The sequence below is a fragment of the Geodermatophilus tzadiensis genome, assembly GCF_003002915.1.
Taxonomy (GTDB): Bacteria; Actinomycetota; Actinomycetes; order Mycobacteriales; family Geodermatophilaceae; genus Geodermatophilus; species Geodermatophilus tzadiensis.
Genome location: NZ_PVTG01000013.1, coordinates 102,687 through 128,991, shown reverse-complemented (window position 1 = coordinate 128,991; position 26,305 = coordinate 102,687). Strand labels below are relative to the sequence as shown.

Genomic DNA, 26,305 nt, shown 5'->3' with positions numbered 1-26,305 from the left:
TTCCGGCGTCGAGACGGGGGTGAGTAGATGGTCGGGAACGGGCGCCGCGTCGCATTGACCGAGGCGGTGGACCCCCTGGTCCTCGCACTCGACGTCGGGTCGACGGCGAGTCGGGGCGACGTCTACGACGCCACGGGCCGACCGGTGGAGGGCGGCCGGCGGAAGGTCGCGCACGCGTTCCGCGGCAGCAGCGACGGCGCCAGTGAGATCGACCCCGACCAGGTGACCGACGAGCTCGCCGGCCTCATCACCCAGCTCGCCGCCGCTCCGCTGCGGGGCCGGATCGGCGGGGTGGCACTGGACACGTTCGCGTCCTCGCTGGTCGGCGTGGGCGCCGACGGCGGGGCGGTCACCCCTTGCTACACGTATGCCGACTCCCGGTGCGCCGCCCAGGTGAGGGCCCTGCGCGCCGAGTTGGACGAGGCCGACGTGCAGCAGCGCACCGGCTGTCGGCTGCACGGCAGCTACCTCCCGGCGCGGCTGCGGTGGCTGCGCGAGACCGCCCCGGACCGGTTCGCCGCGGTGCGGCGCTGGGTGTCCCTGGGCGAGTACGCCTACCTGCGGCTGCTCGGGACGACAGCGGCGGGCACCGCCACGGCCGCCTGGACCGGTCTGCTGGACCGGCGGACCGGACGCTGGGATCCCGGCATGCTCGCGGTCGCCGGGATCGAGGCCGATCAGCTCTCGCAGGTGCGGGATCCGGATGACCCGCTGACCGCGGTCGACGCCGACGTCGCGAGACGGTGGCCGGCGCTTGCGGGAGCCCGCTGGTTCGCGCCCATCGCCGACGGTTTCGCCAGCAACCTCGGCACCGGGGCCGCCGACGGGACGACTGCCGCGGTGGCCGCCGCCACCAGTGGGGCGATCCGTGTGCTCGTGCCGGACATCCCCGAGCGGATCCCGCCGGGACTGTGGTGCTACCGGGTCGATGCCCGCCGCTCCCTGCTGGGCGGCGCGCTCAACGACGTCGGCCGCGTGGTCAGCTGGCTGCAGGACACCGTGGCACTCGGCGACGCCGAGCTCGACCGGCTGATGACCGCCGATCCCGATCCGGCCACGCCGATGGTCCTGCCCTACCTCTCCGGAAAGCGTTCCACCGGGTGGGCCGCGGACGCCCGCGCGGTGATCGCCGGCGTCTCTCCCGCCACCAGCGGGGAACTGCTCTTCCGCGGGGCGATGGAGGGCGTCGCCCTGGCGTTCGCGCGGATCGCCGACCAGCTGCAGACCACCGCGGCCTCTCCGCAGCGCATCGTCGCCAGCGGCCGCGTCACCCAGGAGCTCCCGAGCTGGCTGCAGATCCTGGCCGACGTGCTCGACGCCCCCGTCGACCCGGTGACGGTCAAGCGGACGACGCTGCGCGGCACTGCCGTGCACGCGCTCGAGGTGCTGGCGCCCGACGTCACCCGCGCCCCGGTGGACACCGGCCCAACGCTCGAGCCGGTGTCCGCCCGTCTTGACCACTACCGCCTCCGAGCCCAGCGTTACGACGACCTCTACCGAGCGGTGATCGCCGCGGACCCGCCGGGCTGAGGGCGCCGCGAGGCCGGCTATGCGCTGACCGTCCGTCGACCGGCGTCCACCGGGTCCGGCGTCAGCGGCCGATTCACGTCGACGCATGGCGGCCGGCCGAACAGGTGGAGCAGGGGTGACGGTCAGCCGGGGCCGCTGCACGACGCGCTTCCGACCAGGCGTCGCCGAGGCAGCGACGCTTCTCGACGCAGGCCCACCGCACGGCACGGGTAGGGACATCCACCGCAGCTCGGGCGATCGAGGGGTATCAGCGCCGTTGGGTCGGACGGCGAGCCACGGCCGCCACCCATGCGCGTTCACCGAGAGCCCGATGGGCTGTGCAACGCCTCCGGAGGACCACCGGAGAGATACCGGAGGACGCAGGTCAGGCTGCAGCAGAGGTGCTGAGGTCAGGTTCTCCCCGGTTGGGTCTTCCACAGTCTGACGTGCGTCCACAGATCGCTGGAGCAGGCAGCCGGTGAGCGTCAGCGCCGGTATGCCGTCACCGGGGGCATCTGCGGGGACGGGGCGGGCCCTCGACCGCAGCGGTGGCGGGGAGGTCGATGGGTGGTCAAGCAACGGCGGCGCGACAAGGGCGACGGCGGGATCAGTGAATACCGCACGAGGGCCGGCCCACGCTTCCTGATCAAGTACGCCGTGCCACGTGAGGACGGGACGACCCGGGTCGTCCTCAAACGCGGCTTCACCAGCAGGCGAGATGCCGCGGTCGCCCTGCGTGCCGAGCTCCGCAAGGCCGAGACGGGGGAGTGGGTCGAGCCGTCCAAGCAGCGCCTGGACGCCTATCTCGCCGAGTGGATCCAGACGCAACGACTGAGTCCGTCGACGCGGGCGTCCTACTCGAAGAACATCCGGCTGCACATCGACCCGCCCCTCGGGGCTCACCGAGTCGGCCGCCTCACCGGCCCGATGGTCGACACCTGGATGCGGAAGCTGGAGGCGACCGGCCGAGCCGACGGCGGAGGCGGTCTCTCCGCCCGGACGGTGCGCTACGTCTTCACCATCCTGCGGTCGGCCCTCAGCGACGCGGTCAAGCAGGGGCAGCTCTCCGTGAACCCCACCGACCGGTCCGCCCCGCCCAGTCCGGCCGAGGCCCGTCCTCCCGAGATGCAGGCCTGGACCGCCCCTGAGCTCGCCCGGTTCCTCTGCTGGGCCGACGCCCAGGACGCCGACCTGGCCATGGGCTGGCGGCTGCTCGCGGCCACCGGCATGCGCCGTGGGGAGGCGCTCGCCCTGCGCTGGCGGGACATCGACCTGGACGCCGCGCGGATCGCCGTGCGGCGAAGCGTCGGCGTGGTGAGGGCCAAGGGCGCCGGTGAGGAACTGGTCGAAGGACCGACCAAGACGGGCCAGTCCCGGGTGGTCGACCTGGACGCCGGGACCGTGGCCGCGCTCCGCGCCTACCGGATGGCCCGCGGGCGGGTGAGTCCGGACCTGGTGCGCGACACTGCGCTGGTCCTGAGCAACCTCGACGGCAGCCACCGGCACCCAGAGCGGTTCTCCCGCCGCTTCACCGCCCAGGTGGCCCGGGCGCGCAAGGCCATGGGGGAGGACCAGGTGCCGGTGATCCGGCTGCACGACCTGCGCCACACCCACGCCACCCTGCTGCTGGCCGACGGCGTGCCGGTGAAGGTCGTTTCTGAGCGGCTGGGGCACGCGAGCGCCACCATCACGCTCACCGTCTACCAGCACGTGCACCCCGGCATGGGCCGCGAGGCCGCCGACCGCTTCGCCGCCCTGCTGGAGGGCTGAGATGAGGCGATAAGTATCAAATAGGTATCACGAGGCCTTGTTGACCTTGAAACGACGCCGCCCCGGGCCTCTGACCTGCAGAGACACCGGGCCGGTGCTGTGTCCGAGGGGGGACTTGAACCCCCACGCCCGATAAAGGGCACTAGCACCTCAAGCTAGCGCGTCTGCCATTCCGCCACCCGGACGAGTGCAGGCCAGAGCTTACCCGACCGAGGGCGCGGCTTCGTGCACCCCCCGCCGCCGCGGGACCGCCGGTTGCGCAGCCACGGGCGGCGCCACCGCCACGCGCCCGCGGCCGGCCCGCTTGGCGGCGTACAGCGCCCGGTCGGCGGCCGAGTACAGGTCCCGGACGTCGAGCACGGAGCCGGCGGTGTGCGCCACGCCCAGGCTGACCGACAGGTCGAGGAACGTCCCGTCGGGCAGCGCCAGCGGCGTCGCGCGGACGGCCTCGTGCACCCGCGCGGCGCGCTCGGCGGCCACGTCGGCCGGGCAGTCCGGCAGCAGGGCGGCGAGTTCGTCCCCCCCGAGCCGGGAGAGGACGGCGTCGTCGGCGCGGACCTGCTCGCGGAGGACGCCGGCCAGGTGCACGAGGACCGCGTCGCCGACCGGGTGGCCGTGCGCGTCGTTGATCTCCTTGAACGTGTCGACGTCGATGAGCAGCAGCGCGGTGCCCGACGACGTCCGCCGCGCCCGCTGCCCGGCCAGCGCCTGGTCGAAGACGCGGCGGTTGACCAGCCCGGTCAGCGCGTCCACCTCCGCCTGCTCCTGCAGGGCCGCGACCAGCCGCGCCTGCGTCGCCGCCGCCCGGCACAGGACCACGGCGACGACGACGAGGACGGCGCCCGAGAAGACGACGTCGGTCAGCGCCGCCTCCAGCGGGAGCAGGAGCAGCGCCGTGACCGCGTCGGCGACCAGGGCCGCCCCGGTCACCAGGACGACGCCGCCGCGTTCGAGGTGCACGGCGGTCCACAGGACCGGGAAGGTGAGGAACGCGTGCGCGGCGGCGGAGGTGTCGGCGGTGACCAGCCGCAGCCCGCACACGACCAGGACGCCGACCAGCCCGGCCACCACGCCCGCGTGGACGCGGTCGAGCCGGTCGGCCGGCACGAGCCGGGAGACGACGGCCGCCGCCGCGAGCAGCACGACCACCGCCCAGGAGACGGCGGTCCCGGCCGCGCTGAGGGCGCTCGCCTCCACGAGCGTCCACGCGGCGACGGCGACCGCGCCCACGACGAGGAGCGGCACGGCACTGCGCGCGGCCGCGAGGGGGTCGCGTGCCCGCAGGGACATCGGCGGGCTCACCTCCGGGGATCGGCGGACCGGGGCGACGCGTGCACCGGTCATCGGCGGCGGAGGATAACCAGGTCAGCGGACAGGACGCCCCTGGTGATCCACCGTCGCGACGACGGACCGGCGGACGCCCTACGCTCGCCAGGTGGAGAGCGAAGGTCCCGTCCAGGCCCAGGCCGAGGTCGCCGAACTGCTCAGCGACCTCATCCGGATCGACACCACCAACACCGGCGACACCGCCACCAGCGCCGGGGAGCGGGCCGCCGCCGAGTGGGTGGCCGGCAAGCTCGACGAGGTCGGCATCGGCTCGCAGATCCTCGAGTCGGAGCGGGGGCGGGCCAGCCTGGTCGCCCGCATCCCGGGGGCCGACCGCAGCCGCCCGGCGCTGCTGGTGCACGGCCACCTCGACGTCGTCCCCGCCGACCCGGCCGAGTGGAGCGTGCACCCCTTCTCCGGCGAGGAGCGCGACGGCTACGTCTGGGGCCGTGGTGCGGTCGACATGAAGGACATGGACGCGATGGTCCTGGCGCTCGTGCGCGACTGGGCCCGCACCGGCGTGCAGCCGCCGCGCGACGTCGTGCTCGCCTACGTCGCCGACGAGGAGGCCGGCGGCGCGCTCGGCGCCCGCTGGCTGGTCGACGAACACCCCGACCTGGTCGCCGACTGCTCCGAGGCGATCAGCGAGGTCGGCGGCTTCAGCATCACCGTCCGCGACGACCTGCGCCTCTACCTCGTCCAGACGGCGGAGAAGGGCCTGGCCTGGATGCGGCTGACCGCCGGCGGCCGGCCCGGGCACGGCTCCTTCGTGCACGACGACAACGCCGTCACCCGGCTGTGCCAGGCCGTCGCCCGGATCGGCTCCACCCGGCTGCCCACCGTGCTCACCCCGCCGATGCGGCAGTTCCTCGCCGCCGTCGAGGACGCCTACGGCGTCGAGATCGACCCGGACCAGCCCGAGGAGGCGCTCGCCCGGCTCGGCTCCATCAGCCGGATGATCGGCGCGGCGCTGCGCAACACGGCCAACCCGACGATGCTGCAGGCCGGCTACAAGACCAACGTCATCCCCGGGACCGCGAGCGCCACCGTCGACGGCCGCTTCCTGCACGGCCAGGAGGAGGAGTTCGAGCGGCAGCTGGCGGGCCTGATCGGCGAGGGCGTCCAGCGCGAGTGGATCGTCCACGACCAGGCCGTGGAGACGACGTTCGACGGCCCGCTGGTCGACCAGATGGTCGCGGCGCTGCGGAGCGAGGACGACGGCGCGCGCCCGGTGCCGTTCACCATGAGCGGCGGCACCGACGCCAAGAGCTTCCAGCGCCTGGGCATGCGCTGCTTCGGCTTCTCCCCGCTGCGGCTGCCCGCCGACCTCGACTTCGCCTCGCTGTTCCACGGCATCGACGAGCGGGTGCCGGTGGAGTCGCTGCGCTTCGGCGTCCGGGTGCTCGACCGGTTCCTCCGCGCGGTCTAGCAGGCGGCCCGCAGCGCCTCGAGCGCCGCGGCCACCGCGGGCACCCGGCGCGCGTCGGGGCGGACGAGGGTCTCCACCACCCGCCCGTCGACGTCGGGCAGGTCGACGGCGGCGACACCGGGCTGGGCGCTCACCGCGAGCGCCCAGCTGGGCAGCAGCGCCACCCCGAGGCCCCGCGCCACCAGGCGCTGCACGACCACGTGGTCGTCGGTGGCGAACCGGACGTCGGGGACGAAGCCGGCCCGCCGCGCGCAGCGCAGCAGGTGCCGGCGGCAGCGGGCGCACCCGGCGATCCACGGCTCGTCGCGCAGGTCGGCCAGCGCGGCGGGGGGAGGCGACCCTGCGGGGACGACGGCCTGCACGGGGGAGCGGGTCAGCGGCTCGCGCAGCAGGTCGCCGGGGACGTCGTCGCCGTCGTCCTCGTGCCGGAAGACGACGGCGAGGTCGCTGCCGCCCTCCCGCACCGCCGCCTCCGCCTCGGGCGGCTCCAGCTCGACGAAGTGGACCTCCAGCGCCGGCGCCCGTTCGCGCAGCGCGGCCAGCGCCGGCGGCACCAGCACGGCGGCGGCGGTGGGGAAGGCGGCGATCCGCACGACCCCGGTGGCCAGCCCGGACAGCGCGGCCAGGTCCTGCTCGGCCGCCGCGAGCCGGTCGGCGATCGCCTCCGCGTGGCGCAGCAGCCGCCGGCCGGCCTCGGTGAGCGCCACGCCGCGCCCCTTGCGCACGACCAGCGGGGTGCCGGTCTCGGCCTCCAGCCTGCGCACCTGCTGGCTCACCGCCGGCTGCGTCCAGCCCAGCGCCCGGGCGGCACCGGCCAGGGAGCCGGCGTGCGCGACCTCGCGGAAGACGAGCAGGCGGCGGGCGTCCACGCCCGACATCCAAGCAGCGCTTGGGTCCGACGGTCGACCCCGCGGTCTGGTGGGGGAGGTGGTGGTCGGCCAGCCTGGGCGCATGGAGACGATCGGACTGCTGGGCGGGATGAGCTGGGAGTCGACGGCGCTGTACTACCGGGTGGCCAACGAGCTGGTCCGCGACCGGCTCGGCGGCCTGGCCAGCGCCTCCCTGCTGGTGCGCAGCCTCGACTTCCGCGCGGTGCGCGCCTGCCAGGTGGAGGACCGGTGGGACGACGCCGCGGCGCTGCTCACCGCCGAGGCGCGGGCGCTGGAGGCCGCCGGCGCCGACCTCGTGCTGCTGTGCACGAACTACATGCACAAGGTCGCCCCCGCGCTGGAGGCCGCGCTGGCCGTGCCGTTCCTGCACATCGCCGACGCGGTGGCCGCCGCCGCGCCCGGACCGGTGGTCGGGCTGCTCGGGGCCGCCGGCACCGTGCGCGAGCCCTTCTACCGCGACCGGCTCGCCGCCCGCGGGCTCACCGTGCTCACCCCGCCGGAGGACGACGTCGAGCTCGTCGACGCCGCGATCTTCGGCGAGCTGTGCCGCGGCGTCCTGTCCGACGGCACCCGTGCGCAGCTGCGCGCGGTGGTCGCCCGGCTCGCCGCGCGGGGGGCGCAGGCGGTGGCGCTGAGCTGCACCGAGCTCGAGCTGCTGCTCGGCCCGGACGACTCCCCGGTGCCGCTGCTGCCCTCGGCCCGGCTGCACGTGACCGCCGCCGTCGACCGCGCGCTGGCCGTCCCGGCGCCCGTGGTGTGATGCCCGGGTGACCTTCCCTCCACCGCCCGGCCCGGGTTCCGTCGCGCTGATCACCGGGGGCACCGGTGGCTTCGGCCGCGCGCTCACGCAGCAGCTGCGCGAGCGCGACGTCACCGTCGTCGTCGCCGACCTCGACACCGAGCGCAACCGGTCGGTGGCCGACGAGCTCGGCGCGCACTTCGCCGCCCTCGACGTCACCGACCGCGCGGCCAACGAGGCGGTGGTCGCCCGGGTGGAGGCCGAGCACGGCCGGCTCGACGCCGCCTACCTCAACGCCGGCATCTCGGCGGCCAAGAGCGACGACGAGCTCGACCTCGAGGAGTTCCTGCGCGTCGTCGACGTCGACCTCTTCGGCGTCGTCTACGGCGTGCAGGCCGCGCGGCCGGCGATCCGGCGGGCCGGCGGCGGCGCCATCGTGGTGACGGCGTCGCTGGCCGGCCTCTCGCCGATGGCCACCGACCCCGGCTACAGCGTGGCCAAGGGCGGCGCGATCGCGTTCGTCCGGTCGATGGCGCCGCGGCTGGCCCGCGAGGGCACCACCATCACCGCGATCTGCCCGGGGTTCGCCGACACCGCGATCATCGACCGCATCCGGCACGAGTTCGAGGCTGCGCAGTTCCCGGTCATCCCCGCCGCCGAGGTCGCCGCCGCGATGGTCGCGGCGTGGGAGTCCGGCGAGCCGGGCGCGGCCTACGTCATCCAGCCCGGCGTCGGCACGGTGCCCTACCGGTTCAAGGGCGTGCCCAGCGCGAGGACGGCGACCGGCGAGACCGCCGTCGTCCCGGAGGCGCTGCGGCCCCCGTCGATGCGGTGACCGCTCAGGTGACGGGCATCGGCAGGTAGGACAGCCGGGCCCGCCGCCGCAGGACGGCCTTGCGGGTGCCGTCGGCGTGCAGCTGGAGGCGGGCGAGCTCCCACCCGCCGACGTCGACCTGGAGGCTCAGCATGGTCGCCGCTGCGGACCGGGACGTGCCCGGCGGGATCCGCAGCGGCGCGTACTCGTAGTCGTCGGCGCCGTCCACCCGCCCGATGGTGCCACGCACGACGACCGCCGGTCACCCGTGCGCCACCTGCCGTTCGCGGGCTGCCGGGACCGCCGGCGGGCGGCAGGATGGGCGGCGACCGACGCACCGCACCGAGGGAGGACGACGTGACCGATCCCGGCACCGCCGACGACGCCGATCGCGCCGAGCAGGAGGCGCTGGTCGAGCCCGCCGCCCCCATCCTCGCCGGCGAGGTCGGCGGCATCGGCGACGGCGTCCCCGAGGCCGACGCGCTCGAGCAGCAGCTGGCCACCGCGCCGGGCGCCGCGGGCACCCCGCGCGGGGTGGGCGACCGCGACGCGAACGAGGCCGACGTCCTCGAGCAGGAGGTCGACGTCCCGCTGGACGACGACGAGCGCACCGACTGACCGACCGCCGCTCAGGCGGAGTCCAGGTCCGGGTAGCCGGCGCCGGGCACCTCGCCCGGCGGTCCGAGCAGGGTCACCGTCGCCCAGCCCTCCCGGAGCAGCGCGACGTCGCTGCCGGGCGCCGGCGGCCCGGGCGCCTCGCGGTAGGTCAGCGCCACGAAGTCCTCGCCGGTCTCACCCACCTCGACCTGCACCGCGCCCTGCGGGTCCAGCCGCGCCGCGCACAGGCCGCGCAGCCGGTCCGGCGGGACGTCGGGCACGTTGACGTTGACCACGACCGGCCCCGGCGGGTGCGCCAGCACCCACCGCAGGACGCGGGCGCTCACCTCCTCCGCGGTGTCCCAGGCGTGCTCGGCGGTCCAGTCCGCGGCGCCCTCGAGGGAGACCGCCACCCCGGGCAGGCCCTGCGTGGTCGCGGTCAGCGCGGCGCCCACGGTCCCCGAGTGCAGCACCACCGTCCCGGTGTTGGGCCCCTTGTTCACCCCGGACAGCACGAGGTCGGGCGGCTCGCCGAACGCCCCGCGGACGCCGGCGAAGGCGATGAACGCGGGGGAGGCCTCGACCGCGAGCGTGCGGACGGCGTCCACCCCGGGGAGCGGCCGCCGGTGCAGCACCAGCCGGCCGGAGGAGTGCACGGCGGTCAGCGCGGCGGCCGACCCGCTGTACTCCTCGTGCGGCGCGGCCACGGTCACCTCGAGCCCGGCCCGCACCGCCACCCGGGCGAGCGCGTGCAGCCCGGGGCTGTCGATCCCGTCGTCGTTGGTCACCAGGGCGCGCCGCGGGGCGCCGGAGCGGGTCACGGGGCCTCCCGGGGAGCCGGTGTGCGTCCCCGTCGTCCTGCCCGGTCGGCACGCCCGGCACACTTCCCGTCGGACGCCGAGTGTGGTTAGGCTGCCCTAACTTCGATCCGAGGGGGCTCCGTGACCACCTGCTCCGGTCCGCAGGCGCCGTCCGTCGCCGGCGCCGCCGAGCGCGCCCGCACCGCCGCCACCCGGACGGCCGCCGCCGTCTGCCTGCCCGGGCACGAGCCGGCCCGCCCGCTCGCGCACGCCACCACGGCGAACGGCCAGGTGCTGGTGCTCGTCCCCGCCGACGGCGAGGTGGCCGGCGCGGTGCAGGAGCGGGCCGACGTCTCGGCGCTGCTGATGGTGAGCGACCGGGCGCCGGTGCCGCTGCGCGACCCGGTGCGCGCCACGCTGTGGCTCTCCGGCTGGCTGACGCCGGTGCCGGTGGCCGACCGCACCGCCGCCGCGCTGGCCTTCGCCGAGGTGCGGCCCGAGGGTGCGCTGCTCGACGTCGGCGGCGCGGCGGCGCTGCTGCGGCTCGACCTCGCCGAGGTGGTGCTGCGCGAGGGCGGCGGCTGCACCGAGGTGTCGCCGGCCGGGTTCGCCGCCGCCCGCCCCGACCCGCTCGCCGCCGTCGAGGCGGGGGTGCTGCAGCACCTCGAGCGCGACCACCCCGACGTGCTCGCCGTGCTGCGCAGCCGGGTCGCCGTCGGCCCGGGCGAGGTCGTGCGCCCGCTCGGCGTCGACCGGTTCGGCTACCGGCTGCGGGTGGAGCGGCCCGGCGGGCACCGCGACGTCCGGGTGCCCTTCCCGCGGCCGCTGACCTGCCCGGGCCAGCTGCGGGCGGCGACGTCGCAGCTGCTGTGCGCCCTGCGCGCCGGCCTCACCCGCCGCGACTGAACGCGGCATGGGAAGCAATACCCACGTCCGGGCGCCCGAGGACGTAGGTGTTGCTTCCTGTGCCCGGACGGTCAGCCGCTGCTCGGACGGTCAGCCGGCGTTCTCGCGCAGGAGCTGGGCCAGGCGGGTTCGGCGGGGCCGGACGTCGACCTCCCGCACCGCCCGCGCCAGCGCCGCCCCCGACGCGTGCACGATCGACAGGTGCTGCTGCGCGCGGGTGAGCGCGGTGTAGACCAGCGGCCGCGAGAGCATCCCGCCGGCCTCGGGCGGCAGCACCACCACCACGCCGGGCCACTCCGAGCCCTGCGCGCGGTGCACGGTGATCGCCCAGCCGTGCTTGAGGTCGGGCAGCGCGTCGTTGGGCACCGTCACCGGCCCGGAGGCGAACGCGACGTCGAGGGTGCCGTCGCCGGTGCCGGTCACCACGCCCACCTCGCCGTTGGCGAACCCGATCGGCTCGATGTCGAGGTGGTTGGCCGTCGCCACCACGCGGTCGCCGACGTCGAAGCCGAACACGGTGCCCTCGCCCGGGTTCAGCCGCTCCTTGAGCGCCCGGTTCAGCTCGATGGTGCCGGCCGGGCCGCGGTGCACCGGCGTCACCACCTGCACGTTGCGCGGCTCGATCCCCAGCGCCCGCGGGATCGAGTCGGTGACCAGCTGCACCACCCGCCGGGCCGCCTCGCCGCTGCCGGACGCGGGGACCACGACCACCTCGCGGTCGGGGGAGTCCACCGGCGGCAGCTGCCCGCCGCGGACGGCGTTGGCCAGCCGGGCGATCGCGCCGCCCTCGGCCTGCCGGTAGAGGGTGGTCAGCTCGGTCACCGGCACGACCCCGGAGTCGATGAGGTCACCGAGCACGTGCCCGGGGCCGATCGAGGGCAGCTGCGCGGGGTCGCCGACCAGCAGCAGGTGGGTGCCGTCGGGGCAGGCCTCGACCAGCGCCGCGGTCAGCTCGACGTCGAGCATCGAGGCCTCGTCGACCACCACGACGTCGGCGTCCAGCGGCCACTCCTCGTTGCGGGCGAACCCGCCGCCGAAGCCCTGCGAGCCCAGCAGCCGGTGCACCGTCGTCGCCGGGTGGTCGGTGAGCTCCTCCAGCCGCTTGGCGGCCCGCCCGGTGGGCGCGGCCAGCGCCACCTCGCTGCCCGTGGCGCGCAGCAGCCGGACGACGGCGGCCACCGTGCGGCTCTTGCCGGTGCCGGGCCCGCCGGTCAGCAGCGAGACCCCGGCGCCGAGCACCTGCGCGACGGCGGCCTTCTGCGCGTCGTCGAGGCCCTTGGCCACCGACCGGACGGCGGCGGGGTCGGCGATCCGCTCGGCGGTGGCCGCCAGCCGCGCCACGCCCTCGGCGACGGCCTCCTCGGCCATGCCGAAGCGGGCCAGCGACAGCACCCGCAGCGCCGGGTCCGGCTCGGGGGGCTCCTCGTCGGACTCCTCGTCCCACTCCGGCTCCGGCGGCTCGTGGTCGAGCACCTCGCCCGACTCGACCGCGGCGAGGACCGCGGCCGCCGGGTCGGCCACGCCCTCGGCCCGGAGCGCGGCCACCACCAGGTCGGCGGGCAGCACGGTGTGCCCGTCGCGCGCCGCCGTCCGCAGCGTGACGAGGACGATCGCCCGGCCGCGGCGGCTGTCGCTGCGGTCGGCGCCGGGCAGCAGCGAGAGGGCCAGCCGGTCGGCGTCGCGCAGGCTGACGGTGGGCAGCCGCAGCAGCGCCCACGGGTCGTCGCGCAGCCGGCGGGCGGCGTCCTCGCCCAGGGCGTCGGCGGCCGAGGACGCCAGCCTCGCCTCCAGGCCCGCCGTCACCAGCAGTTCCACCACGCCGTAGGTGGGCTGGGCGGCGAGGAAGGAGGAGAACAGCCGCTCGGCGCGCTGCGTGCCGACCCGCGGCAGCTTCTGCAGCCGCGCGGCGGTGACGTCGTCGGGCGAGGTGATCCCGGCGCCGGGCAGCTCGGCGGCGGCCCGCTTGCCCAGGCCCGGCCACAGACCCGCGGCGCAGAATGCGGCGAAGACCGGGTCGGGGGCCGCGGTGGTGGGGGCGGCGGTCATCGGGCCGACCGCTGGTCGGGGTAGGAGAAGTGCGGCGCCGACACGTCCTCCAGGGCGGTGCGGATCGCGGCGGGCAGCCGCACCGAGTCCGCGTCGAGGGAGGCCTGCAGCTGCTCGGCGGTGCGCGCGCCGACCACCGGCGCGACCACGCCGGGGCGGTCGCGCACCCAGGCCAGCGCCACGGCCAGCGGCGTGGTGCCCAGCCCGTCGGCGGCGGTCACCACGGCCTCCACGATCCGGTCGGCGGCCGGGGAGCGCAGGTCGTCGATGAACCCGGCCCACTGCGGCGAGGCCCCGCGCGACCCGTCGGGGGTGTCGGTCCGGTACTTGCCGGTGAGCAGCCCCCGGCCCAGCGGCGACCAGGCCAGGACGCCGAGGCCCAGCGCCTCCGCGGCGGGCACCACCTCCCGCTCCACGCCGCGCTGCAGCAGGGAGTACTCGACCTGGGTGCTCACCAGCGGCGTGCGGCCGGGCCAGGCGCGCTGCCAGGTGGCCGCCTGGGCGGTCTGCCAGCCGGTGAAGTTGCTCACCCCGACGTAGCGCGCCCGCCCGGAGGTCACCGCGGCGTCGCAGGCCGCGAGGGTCTCCTCGACCGGCGTCAGCTCGTCCCAGGCGTGCAGCTGCCAGAGGTCCACGTGGTCGACGCCGAGCCGCTCCAGCGAGGCGTCCAGCGCGGCCAGCAGGTGCCCGCGGGAGGCGCCGCGGCCCATCGGCCCGGCACCGGTGCGGCCCACGGCCTTGGTGGCCACCAGCAGCTCCGAGCGGGGGACGACGTCGGCCATCAGCCGGCCCAGCAGGCGCTCGCTGTCCCCGTCGCAGTAGACGTCGGCGGTGTCGACCAGGGTCCCGCCGGCATCGGCGAACGCGGTCAGCTGCAGCGCCGCCTCGTCCTCGTCGGTGTCCCGGCCCCAGGTCATGGTGCCCAGCGCCAGCCGGGAGACGACCAGGCCGCTGCGCCCCAGCGCCCGTTGTTCCACGACCGGCCAACCTACCGCCGGACGCCGACACGGGCCGGGCACCCGGGGGGTGTGGTGGACGGCGCGCGGGTCGCGCCCGGTGCGTCCCGGCGACCCGACCTAGGCTGTCCGCCCGTGCTCCCGCTGACCTCCGCCGCGCCCGCCCCCCCGTCGTCCGGACGCCGGAGCTGAGCGGGGATGGGCTGGTTCGAGGCCGTCGTCCTGGGCCTGGTGCAGGGCCTGACGGAGTTCCTGCCGATCTCCTCCAGCGCCCACCTGCGGGTGGTCGGGGAGGCGTCGGGCTGGGGTGACCCGGGAGCGGCGTTCACCGCGATCACCCAGATCGGCACCGAGGCCGCCGTCCTGCTGTACTTCCGCCGGGACATCGCGCGGATCGTCGTCGCCTGGCTGCGCGCGCTGACCGACCGCTCGAAGCGCTCGGACCCCGACGCCCGGATGGGCTGGTTGATCATCGTCGGCAGCATCCCGATCGTGCTGCTCGGCCTGCTGTTCCAGGACGACATCGAGACCACCTTCCGCGACCTGCGCATCGTCGCGATCGCGCTGGTGGCCTTCTCGCTGGTCCTCTACTGGGCCGACCGGGTGGGCCGCAAGCGCCGCGAGCTGCACCAGCTCACCGTCCGCGACGGGCTGCTGTTCGGCCTGGCGCAGGCGATGGCGCTGGTGCCCGGCGTGTCCCGCTCCGGCGGCACGATCACCATGGGGCTCTTCCTCGGCTACACCCGCGCCGCGGCGGCGCGCTACTCGTTCCTGCTGGCCATCCCCGCCGTCCTCGGGTCGGGCTTCTTCCAGGTCTACGAGACGTTCACCGGCGACGTCGCCGGCGAGACGATCTCCTGGGGGCCGACGATCCTGGCCACCGTCATCGCCTTCGGGGTGGGCCTGTCGGTCATCGCCTGGCTGCTGCGCTACCTCGACCGCGGCACCTTCACCCCGTTCGTCGTCTACCGGGTGGTGCTGGGCCTGTCGCTGCTCGCGCTCGTCGGCGTGGGGGTCCTGGCGCCCAACTAGGGGACGGCGACGATCAGGTGACCTGATCGTCGCGCGTCCTCCCCGAGGGTGGGCGGTCGGGTAGGACGCGCTGCGGTGAGGGAGGACGCGCTGCGGTGAGCCGGGACGGCTCGTCCGGGAGGACGGCACCGTCCGCTCCGCCCGCCTAGGCTCGGGCGCCGTGACCACCGTCATCCTCCTGCGGCACGGCCGGACGACGGCGAACGCCGGTGGCGTGCTGGCCGGCTGGACCCCGGGCGTCGAGCTCGACGAGACCGGGCAGGCGCAGGTGGCCGCGGTGGGCCGGCGGCTGGCGCCGGTGCCGCTGGCCGCGGTGGTCAGCAGCCCGCTGGACCGCTGCCGGCAGACCGCCGCGGCGGTGCTCGCCGAGCGCGACCTGGAGCTGCAGACCGACGAGCGGCTCGGCGAGGCCCGCTACGGCGACTGGACCGGCCGGCCGCTCAAGGAGCTGGTCAAGGACCCGATGTGGAAGGTCGTGCAGCAGCACCCCTCCGCGGCGGTCTTCCCCGGCGACGAGGGGGAGGGGCTGGCGCAGACCCAGGCCCGCGCGGTGACCGCCGTCCGCGAGTGGAACGCGCGTCTGGGCCCCGACGCGGTGTGGCTGGCCTGCAGCCACGGCGACGTCATCAAGGCCGTGCTCGCCGACGCCCTGGGCCTGCACCTCGACGGCTTCCAGCGGATCGTCGTCGACCCGGCGTCGATCTCGGTGGTCACCTACACCGAGACCCGCCCGTTCGTCGTCCGGGTCAACGACACCGGCGGCGACGTCGCCGCGCTCGTCCCCCCGAAGAAGCGGCCGCGGCGCCGGAAGGGGAGGGACTCCGACGCCGTCGTCGGCGGCGGCGCCGGCGCGGCGGTTCGCTGAACGCGGTGGTCGGCGGGCCCGCGTAACCTGGGCCCGTGCCCCGCCAGGTCTACCGCTTCGACCGCCCGTCCCGGTTCGTCGCCGGCACGGTCGGGCAGCCGGGGGAGCGGACCTTCTACCTGCAGGCCTCCGACGCCGAGGGCCGCGTGGTCAGCGTCGCGCTGGAGAAGTCGCAGGTGCAGGTGCTCGCCGAGCGCATGGACGAGCTGCTCGACGAGGTGGCCACCCGGCCGGGCACCGTCGTCCCCTCCCAGGCCGACGTCGACGACCTCGAGCCGCTCACCGCGCCGGTCGACGAGGAGTTCCGCGTCGCCGCCATGGGTCTGGCCTGGGACGGCGAGGCGCAGGCCGTCGTCGTCGAGGCCGTGGCGGCCACCGACGAGCCGGTCGACGAGGAGGCCATCCTCTCCGACGCCGAGGAGGGCCCCGACGCGCTGCGCGTGACGATCACCCCGGGCGCGGCCCGCTCGTTCGTCGCCCGCGCCCGCCGCGTCGTGGCCGCCGGCCGCCCGTCGTGCCCGCTGTGCTCGCTGCCGCTGGACCCCACCGGGCACGTCTGCCCCAGGCAGAACGGCTACCGCCGCTGATCCGGGGACGACGGTGAGCGAGCCCGCGCGGGAGCTGCGCACCCCGGTCGGCGACGCCGAGGCGCGACGCCTGCTGCTCGAGGGGGACATCGACCTCGAGGGCCGGATGCTCGACGCCAGCAACGTGACCCTCGTCGGCGTCGTCCGCACCGGCGAGCTCGAGGCCGAGTGCGTGTACAAGCCGGTCGCCGGCGAGCGGCCGCTGTGGGACTTCCCCGACGGCACGCTGGCCGGCCGCGAGGTGTCGGCGGCGCTGGTCAGCGAGGCCACCGGCTGGTCGGTGGTGCCGCCCACCGTGCTGCGCGACGGCCCGTTCGGCCCCGGCATGGTGCAGCTGTGGATCGACGGCGACCCCGACGTCGACCTGGCCGCCTTCGTCCGCTCCGACCACCCCGGCCTGCGCCGGATGGCGGTGTTCGACGCGGTGGTGAACAACGCCGACCGCAAGGGCGGGCACATCATCCCGACCTCGGCGGGCCACGTGTACGGCGTCGACCACGGCATCTGCTTCTCGTCGGACCCGAAGCTGCGCACCCTGCTGTGGCGGTGGGCCGGCAGGCCGCTGCCGCTGGAGGCGCTGGAGGTGCTCGAGCGCCTGGCCGACGAGCTGCGCGGCGACCTCGGCGAGGCGCTGCACGAGCACCTCACCCGCCGGGAGGTGCGCTGCACCCAGCAGCGGGTGGCCGAGCTGCTGCGCACGCAGCTGCACCCCGAGCCCTCCGGCGAGTGGCCCGCGCTGCCCTGGCCGCCCTTCTGAGCGCCCTGCCGAGCGGGGGCCGAAGGCTCCCCGAGGCAGAGCGCGGGGGCGCTCCCGCGAGGGTCGTCGCGCCGAGCGGGGGCCGGAGGCCTCCCGAGGTGTGACGAGGCAGGGCTCGATGCAGGTCGGGTACGGCTCCTGGCCGCGGTCGGAGCCCGGTAGGGCGACAGTGGACACGTGCCGCACCGATCCCGCCTGGCCGTCCTGCTGCTCGACCTGCCGCCCGCGCACCACGCCGCGGGCACCGCGTTCTGGGCCGGCGCCACCGGCCGCACCGCCGCCCCCGACCCCGCGGACGACGACTGGGCCTCGCTCGGCTCCTTCGCCGGCGGCTTCCACCTGGAGGTGCAGCGCACGGGGGAGGGGACGCCGCCGCGCTGGCACGTCGACGTCGAGACCGACGACGTGCCCGCCGAGGTGGCCCGGCTGGAGGCCCTCGGCGCCCGCCGGCTGGCCGACATGGGCTCGTTCTGGCAGATGACCGACCCCGCCGGGCTGGTGTTCTGCGTGGTGGGCGTGCAGACCGGCGAGGCGTTCGACCGGTACGCCGTCAGCTGGCCCTGAGGGTCAGTCCATCCGCACGAGGTCGATCATCGCGGCCGCCTGCAGGCCGTCGCCGTCCACGGTGAGCACCTCCAGCGGCACCCGCCGCCAGCACGCCAGCAGCAGGTCGCCGGCCGTGCCGCGCAGCGTGGCCACCGGCTGCGGCCGCGACCCGGCGAACAGGGTGCGCTCCACGCCGGCGTCGATGGCGTGCAGCACCACCGGGTGGGCGCCCTCGGGCGGGCCGTCGGGGAAGACGCCGGGCACCACCACCTCCAGCCACTCGTCGACGCCGTCGAGGCCGACGTCGGCCTCGACCGGCCGCACGTCGCCGAGCACCTGCTCGACGTCGACGGTGTGCACGACGGCCTCGTGCACCTGCCGCCGAAGCACGAACGAGACGTCCTGCCGCGGCGCCCAGGTCCACACCCGCTCGGCGGGGTCGGCGGCGGCCAGCGCGACCTCGAGCTCCGCCGACTGCCCGGCCGACCAGCCCAGCAGCTCGTCGTCGGGACGGCGCTGCGGGCCCTCGTAGCCGCCGGGGTGCGGCGCGCGGGTGCGCACCACCCACGCCCAGAAGTGCTGCACCTCGCCGAGGTGCCAGACCAGGTCGGACAGCGTCCAGCCGGGGCAGCCGGGCACCGCGGCGCCCCAGCCGGAGGACAGCACGGCCTCGGCGGCGGCGTCGGCGAACCGGGCGTCGGCCCGGCGCAGCGCCGCGAGGTGGGCGGACGGGTCCATCGGCGGCCTCCCCGGGTCAGGTACCCCGGACGCTAGCGCCGGTCGGGGACGGGTGGCCCGACGGCGGCCGCCACAGTGCCCCGGGCCGGGTGGGCGGACGGGAGGTCAGCAGCTCCTGGGCCGCCCGCGAGTCGAGCACCAGGTCGGTCACCAGGCCGGCGGCCAGCGCGGCGACGAGACCGGCGACCTTGTCGTCGCCGGCGACCGCGCACACCCGCCGGGGGATGCGGCGCAGCAGCGGCGGGAGCAGGCCGCTGGTGCGCGCGTTGAGCGCGATCCCCTCCCACGAGCCGTCGGCGCGCAGGAAGACCGTGCAGACGTCGCCCACGGCACCGGCGGCGACGAGGTCGGCGCGGTCCCCGGGGGTCAGGTAGCCCTCGGTGTGCACGCGGGAGGGCACCGCGCCGGTCATCGCGCCGATGCCGAAGAGCGCGACGCCGGCGCCCTGCTGGAGGTCGAGGACGCGGCGCACGCTGCGCTCCCGCCACATCGCCTGGCGCGTCTCGGGCCGGTCGAAGAACGCTGGCACCGGGAAGTGGTGCACCCGGGCGTCCCACGCGGTCCCGAACCGGCCGAGGACGTCGCTGCCGTACCCCACCCCGCTGCTGTGGGTGTTCATCGCCCCGTTGAGCTGGACGACGTGCGCGTCGCGCAGCGGGCGGGCGCGCAGGTGCTGCCCCACCGCGCTGGTCGTGGTGCCCCACGCCAGGCCCAGGGTGGTGCCGGAGTCGACCACCTCGTCGAGGAGCACGGCGGTCTCGGCCGCGACCGCCTGCAGCCGGGCCGGGCCGCTCGCGTCCTCCGGGACGGGGACCACCCGCGCCGCGATGCCGTGGCGGCGGCCGAGCTCCGTTGCCATCGCGGCTGCACGTCCGTGCACGGGGTTCACCGTGATGGACACGACCCCGGTGGCGCGCGCGGTGTCGAGGGCCCGCGAGATCGTCGACCGGGAGACGCCCTCCTCGTTGGCGATCGTCTCCATCGTGGCCCTGTCCAGCCAGAACCGTCGGGCGACCCGCTCGATGCGGTCGTCGGGTGTCACGTCGGCAGCTCCTCCGCGGGGCGTCCTGGCCGCCGACGACGGTAGTCCGCCGGTGCACATCCGTGCACCGGGCTGCTCTAGCGGCGCACCCCGGGCAGGCTCTGAGGTGTTCAGTTGACCGGCGCCCACGTCGGTGACCAGCACACCTCCCGGGAGTGCCCGTGCCCACCGCCCTGTCCCTGCAGAACCGCTCCGACGCACTCGACCGCATGTCCGCGCAGGTCCTCGACGTCCTGGTGATCGGAGGTGGTGTGACCGGCGCCGGGGCCGCCCTGGACGCCGCCAGCCGCGGCCTGAGCGTCGGCCTGCTCGAGCAGCGGGACTGGGCCTCGGGCACCTCCAGCCGGGCGAGCAAGCTCGTCCACGGCGGGCTGCGCTACCTGGAGATGCTCGACTTCGCGCTGGTCCGCGAGGCGCTGCACGAGCGCGGCCTGCTCGTCGGCCGGCTCGCCCCGCACCTGGTGCACCCCGTGCCCTTCCTGTACCCGATCCGCCACCGCGTGTGGGAGCGGGTCTACATCGGCGCCGGCATCGCGCTCTACGACACGCTCGGCGGCCTCCTGGGCCGGGTGGGCGGCCGCGGCGTCCCACTGCACCGGCACCTGTCGAAGAAGGCGCTGCGCCGGGTCGCGCCGTCGCTGCGCGAGGACGCCGCCATCGGCGCCATCCGCTACTGGGACGCCAAGGTCGACGACGCCCGCCTGGTCCAGGTGCTCGTGCGCACCGCCGTCGGCCACGGTGCGCTGGCCGCCAGCCGCACCCAGGTGACCGGCTACCTCGAGGAGGACGGCCGGGTCGCGGGCGTGCGCGCCGTGGACCTCGAGACCGGCCGGGACCTCACCATCCGCGCCCGCCACGTCGTCGGCGCCACCGGTGTGTGGACCGACCAGACCCAGGAGCTCTTCCGCGCCCAGGGCCTGACCGTGCGGGCCTCCAAGGGCGTGCACATCGCCGTCCCGCGGTCGGCGATCGCCGGCGAGGACGGGTTCATCCTGCGCACCGAGAAGAGCGTGCTGTTCATCATCCCGTGGCCCACCCACTGGGTGATCGGCACGACCGACACCCCGTGGGACCTGGCCAAGGACCACCCGGTCGCCTCCTCCGCCGACGTCGACTACCTCATCGAGCACGCCAACGCCGTGCTCGAGCGCCCGCTCACCCGCGACGACGTCCTCGGCGTCTACACCGGCCTGCGCCCCCTGCTCCAGCCGGTCGACGACGGCAGCGGCTCGACGACGAGGGTCTCCCGCGAGCACACCGTGGCCACCGTCCGGCCGGGGCTGACCGTCATCGCCGGCGGCAAGTACACGACCTACCGGGTCATGGCCCGCGACGTCGTCGACATGGCGCTGGCCGACCGCGCGCCCGGCGAGGACCCGGCCGCCGCGGTCCCGGCCTCGCTCACCGAGGAGCTGCCCCTGGTCGGCGCCGACGGCTACCAGGTGCGCTGGAACCGCAAGGCCCACCTCGCCGCCGCGCACGGCTGGACCGAGAAGCGCGTCGAGCACCTGCTCGACCGCTACGGCAGCCTCGTCGACGAGGTGCTGGCCCTCGTGGACGCCGACCCCGACCTCGGCCGGCCGCTCGAGGGCGCGCCGGACTACCTGCGCGCCGAGGTCGTCTACGCCGTCACCGCCGAGGGCGCGCTGCACCTGGAGGACGTGCTGACCCGGCGCACCCGGCTGTCCTACGAGCAGGCCGACCGGGGGACGGCGTCGGCGCGCGCGGCCGCCGCGCTCATGGCCGGGCCGCTGGGCTGGGACGACGCCCAGCTGGAGCGGGAGGTGTCCAGCTACCTCGCCCGCGTCGAGGCCGAGCGGGCCGCCGAGGTCATGCCCGACGACAGCTCCGCCGAGGCCGCCCGGCTGCGGGCGCCGGAGATCCGGCCGTTCGCCGACGCCTCCTGAGCCCGGGGCCGGCCGGTGACCCCGGCCGGCCCCGCCCCGACCCCGTCGACCCCGACCCCGTCGACCGCGAGCCCGCGCGAGGAGGAGCGCGCGGATCCCGCACGACCCCGCCCGGACCGGGCGGGCCCCCGTACGGCACAACCGGACAGAGAGGTCCCTGGACGTGTCACTGGTCTCCGTCTTCTTCTCCGAGGTGCTCGGCACCGCGCTGCTGCTGCTGGGCGGCGTCGGCGTGGTCGCCAACGTGCTGCTCACCGACTCCAAGGGCCGCGGCGCCGACTGGCTGCTCATCAACTTCGGCTGGGGCCTGGCGGTCTTCATCGGCGTCTACGCCGGCTACCGCAGCGGCGCCCACCTCAACCCCGCCGTCACCCTGGGCCTGTGGGCCTCCGGCGCCGACGAGTACGCGCCCGGCGTGGACATCACCCTCGGCAGCACGCTGGTCTACTTCGCCGGGGAGTTCGTCGGCGCCTTCCTCGGCGCCGTCGTGGCCTGGCTGGCCTACCACGAGCACTACGCCGCCCACCCCGACCCCGGTGAGGTGCTGGCGACGTTCTCCACCGGGCCGGCGATCCGCAGCTACCCGTGGAACGTCGTCACCGAGCTCATCGGCACGTTCGTGCTGATCTACGTGATCCTGCAGTTCGGCAACACGCCGTCCGAGATCGGGCCGCTCGCGGTGGCGCTGCTGGTCGTCGGCATCGGCGCCTCGTTGGGCGGGCCCACCGGCTACGCCATCAACCCCGCCCGCGACCTGGGCCCGCGCATCGCGCACGCCGTGCTGCCCATCCGCGGCAAGAAGGGCAGCGACTGGGGCTACGCCTGGGTGCCGGTGGTCGGCCCCGTCATCGGCGGCGTCCTCGCCGGCCTGCTCTCCCAGGTCTTCTGACCCGCCCCTGCTCCCCCCCGTCCGAACCCCCCCTGCAACGACGCACCCGGAGGTCCCCGTGAGCCAGTACATCGCCGCCATCGACCAGGGCACCACCAGCACCCGCTGCATGGTCTTCGACCACGACGGCGCCGTCGTGGCCGTCGGCCAGAAGGAGCACCAGCAGATCTTCCCGCGCGCCGGCTGGGTCGAGCACGACCCGGTCGAGATCTGGGCCAACGTCCGCGAGGTGGTCGGCCAGGCGCTGGCCCGCGCCGACCTGACCGGCGCCGACCTCGCCGCCGTCGGCCTGACCAACCAGCGCGAGACCACCGTCGTGTGGGACCGGACCACCGGCGAGCCGGTCTACAACGCCATCGTCTGGCAGGACACCCGCACCGACCGCATCGTCACCGAGCTCGGCGAGCTCGGCGGCGGCGCCGACCGGTACAAGGAGAAGGTCGGCCTGCCGCTGGCCACCTACTTCGCCGGGCCCAAGGTGACCTGGATCCTCGACAACGTCGAGGGCGCCCGCGAGCGGGCCGAGCGCGGGGACCTGCTCATGGGCACGATCGACAGCTGGCTGCTGTGGCACATGACCGGCGGCACCGACGGCGGGCAGCACATCACCGACGTCAGCAACGCCTCGCGCACGATGCTCATGGACTACCGCACGCTGGCCTGGGACGAGTCGATCGCCGCGGACATGCGCATCCCGGTGTCGATGCTGCCGGAGATCCGCTCCAACTCCGAGGTCTACGGCGAGGGCCGCAAGGCCGGCGCGCTCGCCGGCGTCAAGATCGCCGGCTCGCTCGGCGACCAGCAGGCGGCCACCTTCGGGCAGGTCTGCTTCTCGCCCGGCATGGCCAAGAACACCTACGGCACCGGCAACTTCCTGCTGCTCAACACCGGCGAGGAGGCGGTGTCGTCGAAGAACGGCCTGCTGACGACGGTCTGCTACCGGATCGGCGACCGCAAGCCGGTGTACGCCCTCGAGGGCTCCATCGCCGTCACCGGCTCGCTGGTGCAGTGGGTGCGCGACAACCTGCGGCTCATCGGCGGCGCCGGCGAGATCGAGGCGGTGGCCCGGTCGGTGGAGGACAACGGCGGCGCCTACTTCGTGCCGGCGTTCTCCGGCCTGTTCGCCCCGCACTGGCGCTCCGACGCCCGCGGTGCGCTGGTCGGGCTGACCCGCTACGTCAACCGCGGCCACCTCGCCCGCGCCGTCCTGGAGGCCACCGCCTACCAGACCCGCGAGGTCGTCGAGGCGATGAACGCCGACTCCGGCGTCGACCTCACCGAGCTGCGCGTCGACGGCGGCATGGTGGTCAACGAGCTGCTCATGCAGTTCCAGGCCGACGTCCTCGGCGTCGACGTCGTCCGGCCGCAGATCGCCGAGACGACGGCGCTGGGCGCGGCCTACGCCGCGGGGCTCGCCGTCGGCTTCTGGGCCGACGAGGACGAGCTGACCAGCCAGTGGGCGGAGGACAAGCGGTGGTCGCCGGCCATGGACGCCGGCACCCGCGACCGCTACTACCGCAAGTGGCAGAAGGCCGTGGCCCGCACCCTCGACTGGGTCGACGACGACGACGAGTAGAAGGACCCCCTCGCCCCCCCACCGCTCGCTAGCTCGCGGTGGGCCCCTGCGAGGGGGCCGCTCGGTGCGCTCACCGCGGGCGCCGTCCCCAGGTGGGCGGCGTCCGCGGGGTGGGCGCGGCCACGCAACTAGGCTCGGCGTCGTGCTCGCCTGGCCCGCCCCGCTCCTGCCGACCCTGCCGGGTGCCGGCCCGGTCCTCCGGCTGTTCGACACCGCCCGGGGGGAGGTCGTGGCCACCACGCCCGACCGGGTGGCCCGGATGTACGTCTGCGGGATCACCCCCTACGACGCCACCCACCTCGGCCACGCCGCCACCTACCTGGCCTTCGACCTGGTCAACCGGGTGTGGCGGGACGCCGGGCACGGGGTCCACTACGTGCAGAACGTCACCGACATCGACGACCCGCTGCTCGAGCGCGCCGAGCGCGACGGCGAGGACTGGGTGGTCCTCGGGATGCGCGAGACCGCGCTGTTCCGGGAGGACATGACGGCGCTGCGGGTCCTGCCGCCAGACGACTACGTGGGCGCGGTGGCGGCCATCCCGCAGATCGTCGCCCACGTCGAGACCCTGCTCGACGAGGGCCTGGCCTACGCCCTCGACGACGGCACCGGCGACGTCTACCACGACGTCGCGCAGGCACCGGGCTTCGGCGACGAGAGCGGCTACGACGAGGCCACCATGCTGGCGCTGTCGGCCGAGCGCGGCGGCGACCCCGACCGCCCGGGCAAGCGCAACCGGCTCGACCCGCTGCTGTGGCGCGGCCGCCGCGAGGGCGAGCCGTCCTGGCCCGGCCCGCGCGGCACAGCCGGCCGCCCGGGCTGGCACATCGAGTGCGCCGCCATCGCGCTGGACACGATCGGCATGGGCTTCGACGTGCAGGGCGGCGGCAGCGACCTCGTCTTCCCGCACCACGAGTTCTCCGCCGTGCACGCCGAGGCGCTCACCGCCACCAAGCCCTTCGCCCGGGCCTACGTGCACGCGGCGATGATCGGCCTGGACGGCGAGAAGATGAGCAAGAGCCGCGGCAACCTGGTGTTCGTCTCCAAGCTGCGCGGCGAGGGCGTCGACCCGATGGCCGTCCGGCTGGCGCTGCTGTCGGGTCACTACCGCACCGACCGCGCCTGGACCGCCGACCTGCTGGCCGCCGCCGAGGAGCGGCTGGCCACCTGGCGGCGTGCTGCCGTCCGCGGCGCCGGCGCCCCGGCCGCCCCGGTGCTGGCGGGCCTGCGCGAGCGCCTGGCCGACGACCTCGACAGCCCCGGCGCCATCGCCCTCGTCGACGCCTGGGCGGCGGCCACCCTCGCCGGGGACGGGGACGGGGACGGGGACGGGGACGGGGACGGGGACGGCGAGGACGGCGCCCCGGCCATGGTGGCCGACGCCGTCGACGCGCTGCTGGGCGTGGACCTCTTCGGCGCCGCGCCGCAGGAGGGCTGATGGCGGGCGGGTCCCCGGGTGGTGCGGCGACCGGGGGGTTCCGCCTCACCGACCGCGCAGCGCGCGAGGCGGAGGAGTCCGGGCTCGCCCCGGCCGCGGCGCGCTCGGCGGCCACCCGCGGCCGCGCCGTCGCCGAGCCCGAGGACCGGCTGCGCACCCCCTACGAGCGCGACCGCGACCGGATCCTGCACGCCAAGGCCTTCCGCCGGCTCAAGCACAAGACGCAGGTCTTCCTCAACCCCGACGGCGACCACTTCGTCACCCGGCTCACCCACACGCTGCAGGTCACCCAGGTGGCGCGCGCCATCGCCCGGGCACTGGGCCTCCACGAGACGCTGGCCGAGGCGATCGCGCTCGGCCACGACGTCGGGCACTCGCCGTTCGGCCACATCGGCGAGGACGCCTTCGACCCCTACGTCCCCGGCGGCTGGCACCACGCGGCGCAGGGCGTGCGGATCGTCGAGGTGCTCGAGCACCTCAACCTCACCTGGGAGGTGCGCGACGGCATCCGCGCGCACAGCTGGAAGATCACCCCGCCGCCGGCCACCCGCGAGGGCGAGTGCGTGCGCTACGCCGACCGGATCGCCTACCTCTCGCACGACGCGCTGGACGCCGTCCGCGCCGGGGTGCTGCGGCCCGGCGACCTCCCGGCGGTCGCGCGCGCGGCGTTCGGCGAGCCGGGCAGCGCGATGGTCGGCGCGATGGTGGACGCCGTCGTCGCCGGCTCGCTGGCCGACGGGGGAGCGGTGGTCATGGCGGCCGGGCCCCTGGCGGCGATGCACGAGCTGCGGGCGTTCATGTTCGAGCGGGTGTACGTGTCCGAGACCGCCGCGGGGCAGAAGCAGCTGGCGGTCGACGTCATCCGCCGGCTGGTCGACCACCACCTCGCCCACCCCGAGCTCATCCCGCCCACCTACCGCGACACCGAGGCCGACCTGGTGACGCAGGTGGTCGACCACGTGTCCGGGATGACCGACCGGTTCGCGCTGGCCACCCACGACCGGCTCTTCGGCGAGGACGCCGCGGCCCGGATGACCCCGCTGCTGCGCACCTGACGCCGGGACCGGCCGCGGGACGGCGGAGTGCCGGCGTTCCCCCGTGCACCGCGGGCGCTGCAGCACCGGCACCGGGGGAGGAACGCCGGCA

The 26,305-nt window shown here is 75.7% G+C and carries 25 protein-coding genes and 1 tRNA gene; 17 read left to right on the top strand and 9 right to left on the bottom strand.

Annotated features, from left to right (window positions below):
• Positions 1 to 66: 66 nt before the first annotated feature.
• Together LY71_RS16765 and LY71_RS16760 are read left to right on the top strand one after the other, a co-directional pair.
• Positions 67 to 1,530 (top strand): gluconokinase, encoded by a 1,464-nt coding sequence (locus LY71_RS16765; RefSeq protein ID WP_245887963.1) that lies wholly within the window; start codon positions 67 to 69, stop codon positions 1,528 to 1,530.
• A 546-nt stretch (positions 1,531 to 2,076) separates the two neighbouring features.
• Positions 2,077 to 3,279 (top strand): tyrosine-type recombinase/integrase, encoded by a 1,203-nt coding sequence (locus LY71_RS16760; protein WP_106279698.1) that lies wholly within the window; start codon positions 2,077 to 2,079, stop codon positions 3,277 to 3,279.
• Between the two features lie 100 nt (positions 3,280 to 3,379).
• Here LY71_RS16760 and LY71_RS16755 read toward each other — a convergent pair.
• Both LY71_RS16755 and LY71_RS16750 read right to left on the bottom strand, forming a co-directional pair.
• A tRNA-Leu gene (locus tag LY71_RS16755) sits at positions 3,380 to 3,464 on the bottom strand.
• A 16-nt stretch (positions 3,465 to 3,480) separates the two neighbouring features.
• On the bottom strand, positions 3,481 to 4,569 hold the full coding sequence (locus tag LY71_RS16750) for a GGDEF domain-containing protein (RefSeq protein WP_106279696.1): 1,089 nt from the start codon (positions 4,567 to 4,569) through the stop codon (positions 3,481 to 3,483).
• Positions 4,570 to 4,714: 145 nt separating this feature from the next.
• Between LY71_RS16750 and LY71_RS16745 the strand changes: the two genes are divergently transcribed.
• Complete coding sequence (locus tag LY71_RS16745) at positions 4,715 to 6,034, top strand: M20/M25/M40 family metallo-hydrolase (RefSeq protein ID WP_106279694.1); 1,320 nt, start codon at positions 4,715 to 4,717, stop codon at positions 6,032 to 6,034.
• On the opposite strand, the gene LY71_RS16740 is transcribed toward LY71_RS16745, so the two are convergent.
• Entirely contained in the window at positions 6,031 to 6,903 is an 873-nt protein-coding gene (locus LY71_RS16740; RefSeq protein ID WP_106279692.1) for a LysR family transcriptional regulator, read from the bottom strand. The two genes, LY71_RS16745 and LY71_RS16740, sit on opposite strands and share 4 nt — an antisense overlap.
• Before the next feature lie 82 nt (positions 6,904 to 6,985).
• On the opposite strand from LY71_RS16740, the gene LY71_RS16735 reads away from it, so the two are divergent.
• Together LY71_RS16735 and LY71_RS16730 are read left to right on the top strand one after the other, a co-directional pair.
• The gene (locus LY71_RS16735) at positions 6,986 to 7,684 is read left to right on the top strand and encodes an aspartate/glutamate racemase family protein (RefSeq protein ID WP_106279690.1); all 699 of its coding nucleotides are present in this window, start codon (positions 6,986 to 6,988) and stop codon (positions 7,682 to 7,684) included.
• 7 nt (positions 7,685 to 7,691) lie between these two features.
• On the top strand, positions 7,692 to 8,498 hold the full coding sequence (locus LY71_RS16730) for an SDR family oxidoreductase (protein WP_106279688.1): 807 nt from the start codon (positions 7,692 to 7,694) through the stop codon (positions 8,496 to 8,498).
• A 4-nt stretch (positions 8,499 to 8,502) separates the two neighbouring features.
• On the opposite strand, the gene LY71_RS16725 is transcribed toward LY71_RS16730, so the two are convergent.
• Complete coding sequence (locus LY71_RS16725) at positions 8,503 to 8,706, bottom strand: DUF5703 family protein (RefSeq protein WP_091367716.1); 204 nt, start codon at positions 8,704 to 8,706, stop codon at positions 8,503 to 8,505.
• Between the two features lie 128 nt (positions 8,707 to 8,834).
• Here LY71_RS16725 and LY71_RS16720 point away from each other — a divergent pair, with 128 nt between their 5' ends.
• On the top strand, positions 8,835 to 9,095 hold the full coding sequence (locus tag LY71_RS16720; RefSeq protein WP_106279685.1) for a hypothetical protein: 261 nt from the start codon (positions 8,835 to 8,837) through the stop codon (positions 9,093 to 9,095).
• Between the two features lie 11 nt (positions 9,096 to 9,106).
• On the opposite strand, the gene surE is transcribed toward LY71_RS16720, so the two are convergent.
• Positions 9,107 to 9,895, bottom strand: a complete 789-nt coding sequence (surE, locus tag LY71_RS16715; RefSeq protein WP_106279683.1) for a 5'/3'-nucleotidase SurE — start codon at positions 9,893 to 9,895, stop codon at positions 9,107 to 9,109.
• A gap of 120 nt (positions 9,896 to 10,015) precedes the next feature.
• Here surE and LY71_RS16710 point away from each other — a divergent pair, with 120 nt between their 5' ends.
• Positions 10,016 to 10,780, top strand: coding sequence for a DUF2470 domain-containing protein (locus LY71_RS16710; RefSeq protein ID WP_106279681.1), 765 nt, complete (start codon positions 10,016 to 10,018; stop codon positions 10,778 to 10,780).
• A gap of 90 nt (positions 10,781 to 10,870) precedes the next feature.
• Here LY71_RS16710 and LY71_RS16705 read toward each other — a convergent pair whose 3' ends face one another.
• Together LY71_RS16705 and LY71_RS16700 are read right to left on the bottom strand one after the other, a co-directional pair.
• Positions 10,871 to 12,826: an AAA family ATPase gene (locus tag LY71_RS16705; RefSeq protein ID WP_106279679.1), complete on the bottom strand. Its 1,956-nt coding sequence runs from the start codon at positions 12,824 to 12,826 to the stop codon at positions 10,871 to 10,873.
• Positions 12,823 to 13,803, bottom strand: a complete 981-nt coding sequence (locus tag LY71_RS16700) for an aldo/keto reductase (RefSeq protein WP_106279677.1) — start codon at positions 13,801 to 13,803, stop codon at positions 12,823 to 12,825. The genes LY71_RS16705 and LY71_RS16700 overlap by 4 nt, the downstream gene beginning before the upstream one ends.
• 177 nt (positions 13,804 to 13,980) lie before the next feature.
• Between LY71_RS16700 and LY71_RS16695 the strand changes: the two genes are divergently transcribed.
• From LY71_RS16695 to LY71_RS16675, 5 genes are all read left to right on the top strand, one after another.
• Positions 13,981 to 14,814, top strand: coding sequence for an undecaprenyl-diphosphate phosphatase (locus LY71_RS16695; RefSeq protein WP_106279675.1), 834 nt, complete (start codon positions 13,981 to 13,983; stop codon positions 14,812 to 14,814).
• A gap of 160 nt (positions 14,815 to 14,974) precedes the next feature.
• Positions 14,975 to 15,679: a histidine phosphatase family protein gene (locus LY71_RS16690; protein WP_106279673.1), complete on the top strand. Its 705-nt coding sequence runs from the start codon at positions 14,975 to 14,977 to the stop codon at positions 15,677 to 15,679.
• 35 nt (positions 15,680 to 15,714) lie between these two features.
• Positions 15,715 to 16,266, top strand: a complete 552-nt coding sequence (locus tag LY71_RS16685; protein WP_106279671.1) for a DUF3090 family protein — start codon at positions 15,715 to 15,717, stop codon at positions 16,264 to 16,266.
• 13 nt (positions 16,267 to 16,279) lie between these two features.
• Positions 16,280 to 17,023, top strand: coding sequence for an SCO1664 family protein (locus tag LY71_RS16680; protein WP_106279669.1), 744 nt, complete (start codon positions 16,280 to 16,282; stop codon positions 17,021 to 17,023).
• A 177-nt stretch (positions 17,024 to 17,200) separates the two neighbouring features.
• On the top strand, positions 17,201 to 17,587 hold the full coding sequence (locus LY71_RS16675; protein ID WP_106279667.1) for a VOC family protein: 387 nt from the start codon (positions 17,201 to 17,203) through the stop codon (positions 17,585 to 17,587).
• 3 nt (positions 17,588 to 17,590) lie between these two features.
• Here the strand turns inward: LY71_RS16675 and LY71_RS16670 are convergent, their stop codons facing one another.
• Both LY71_RS16670 and LY71_RS16665 read right to left on the bottom strand, forming a co-directional pair.
• Positions 17,591 to 18,307 carry a maleylpyruvate isomerase family mycothiol-dependent enzyme gene (locus LY71_RS16670; protein WP_106279665.1) on the bottom strand — a complete coding sequence of 239 codons (717 nt, stop codon included), beginning with the start codon at positions 18,305 to 18,307 and terminating at the stop codon, positions 17,591 to 17,593.
• Positions 18,308 to 18,323: 16 nt separating this feature from the next.
• Entirely contained in the window at positions 18,324 to 19,349 is a 1,026-nt protein-coding gene (locus LY71_RS16665; protein ID WP_211297384.1) for a sugar-binding transcriptional regulator, read from the bottom strand.
• A gap of 161 nt (positions 19,350 to 19,510) precedes the next feature.
• On the opposite strand from LY71_RS16665, the gene LY71_RS16660 reads away from it, so the two are divergent.
• From LY71_RS16660 to LY71_RS16640, 5 genes are all read left to right on the top strand, one after another.
• On the top strand, positions 19,511 to 21,256 hold the full coding sequence (locus LY71_RS16660) for a glycerol-3-phosphate dehydrogenase/oxidase (protein ID WP_245887962.1): 1,746 nt from the start codon (positions 19,511 to 19,513) through the stop codon (positions 21,254 to 21,256).
• 163 nt (positions 21,257 to 21,419) lie between these two features.
• Entirely contained in the window at positions 21,420 to 22,145 is a 726-nt protein-coding gene (locus LY71_RS16655; protein WP_245887960.1) for an MIP/aquaporin family protein, read from the top strand.
• A 58-nt stretch (positions 22,146 to 22,203) separates the two neighbouring features.
• Entirely contained in the window at positions 22,204 to 23,721 is a 1,518-nt protein-coding gene (gene glpK, locus LY71_RS16650) for a glycerol kinase GlpK (protein ID WP_106279663.1), read from the top strand.
• A gap of 142 nt (positions 23,722 to 23,863) precedes the next feature.
• Positions 23,864 to 25,159 (top strand): cysteine--1-D-myo-inosityl 2-amino-2-deoxy-alpha-D-glucopyranoside ligase, encoded by a 1,296-nt coding sequence (gene mshC / locus LY71_RS16645; RefSeq protein WP_106279661.1) that lies wholly within the window; start codon positions 23,864 to 23,866, stop codon positions 25,157 to 25,159.
• Complete coding sequence (locus tag LY71_RS16640) at positions 25,159 to 26,214, top strand: HD domain-containing protein (protein ID WP_106279659.1); 1,056 nt, start codon at positions 25,159 to 25,161, stop codon at positions 26,212 to 26,214. The genes mshC and LY71_RS16640 overlap by 1 nt, the downstream gene beginning before the upstream one ends.
• Positions 26,215 to 26,305 lie beyond the last annotated feature (91 nt).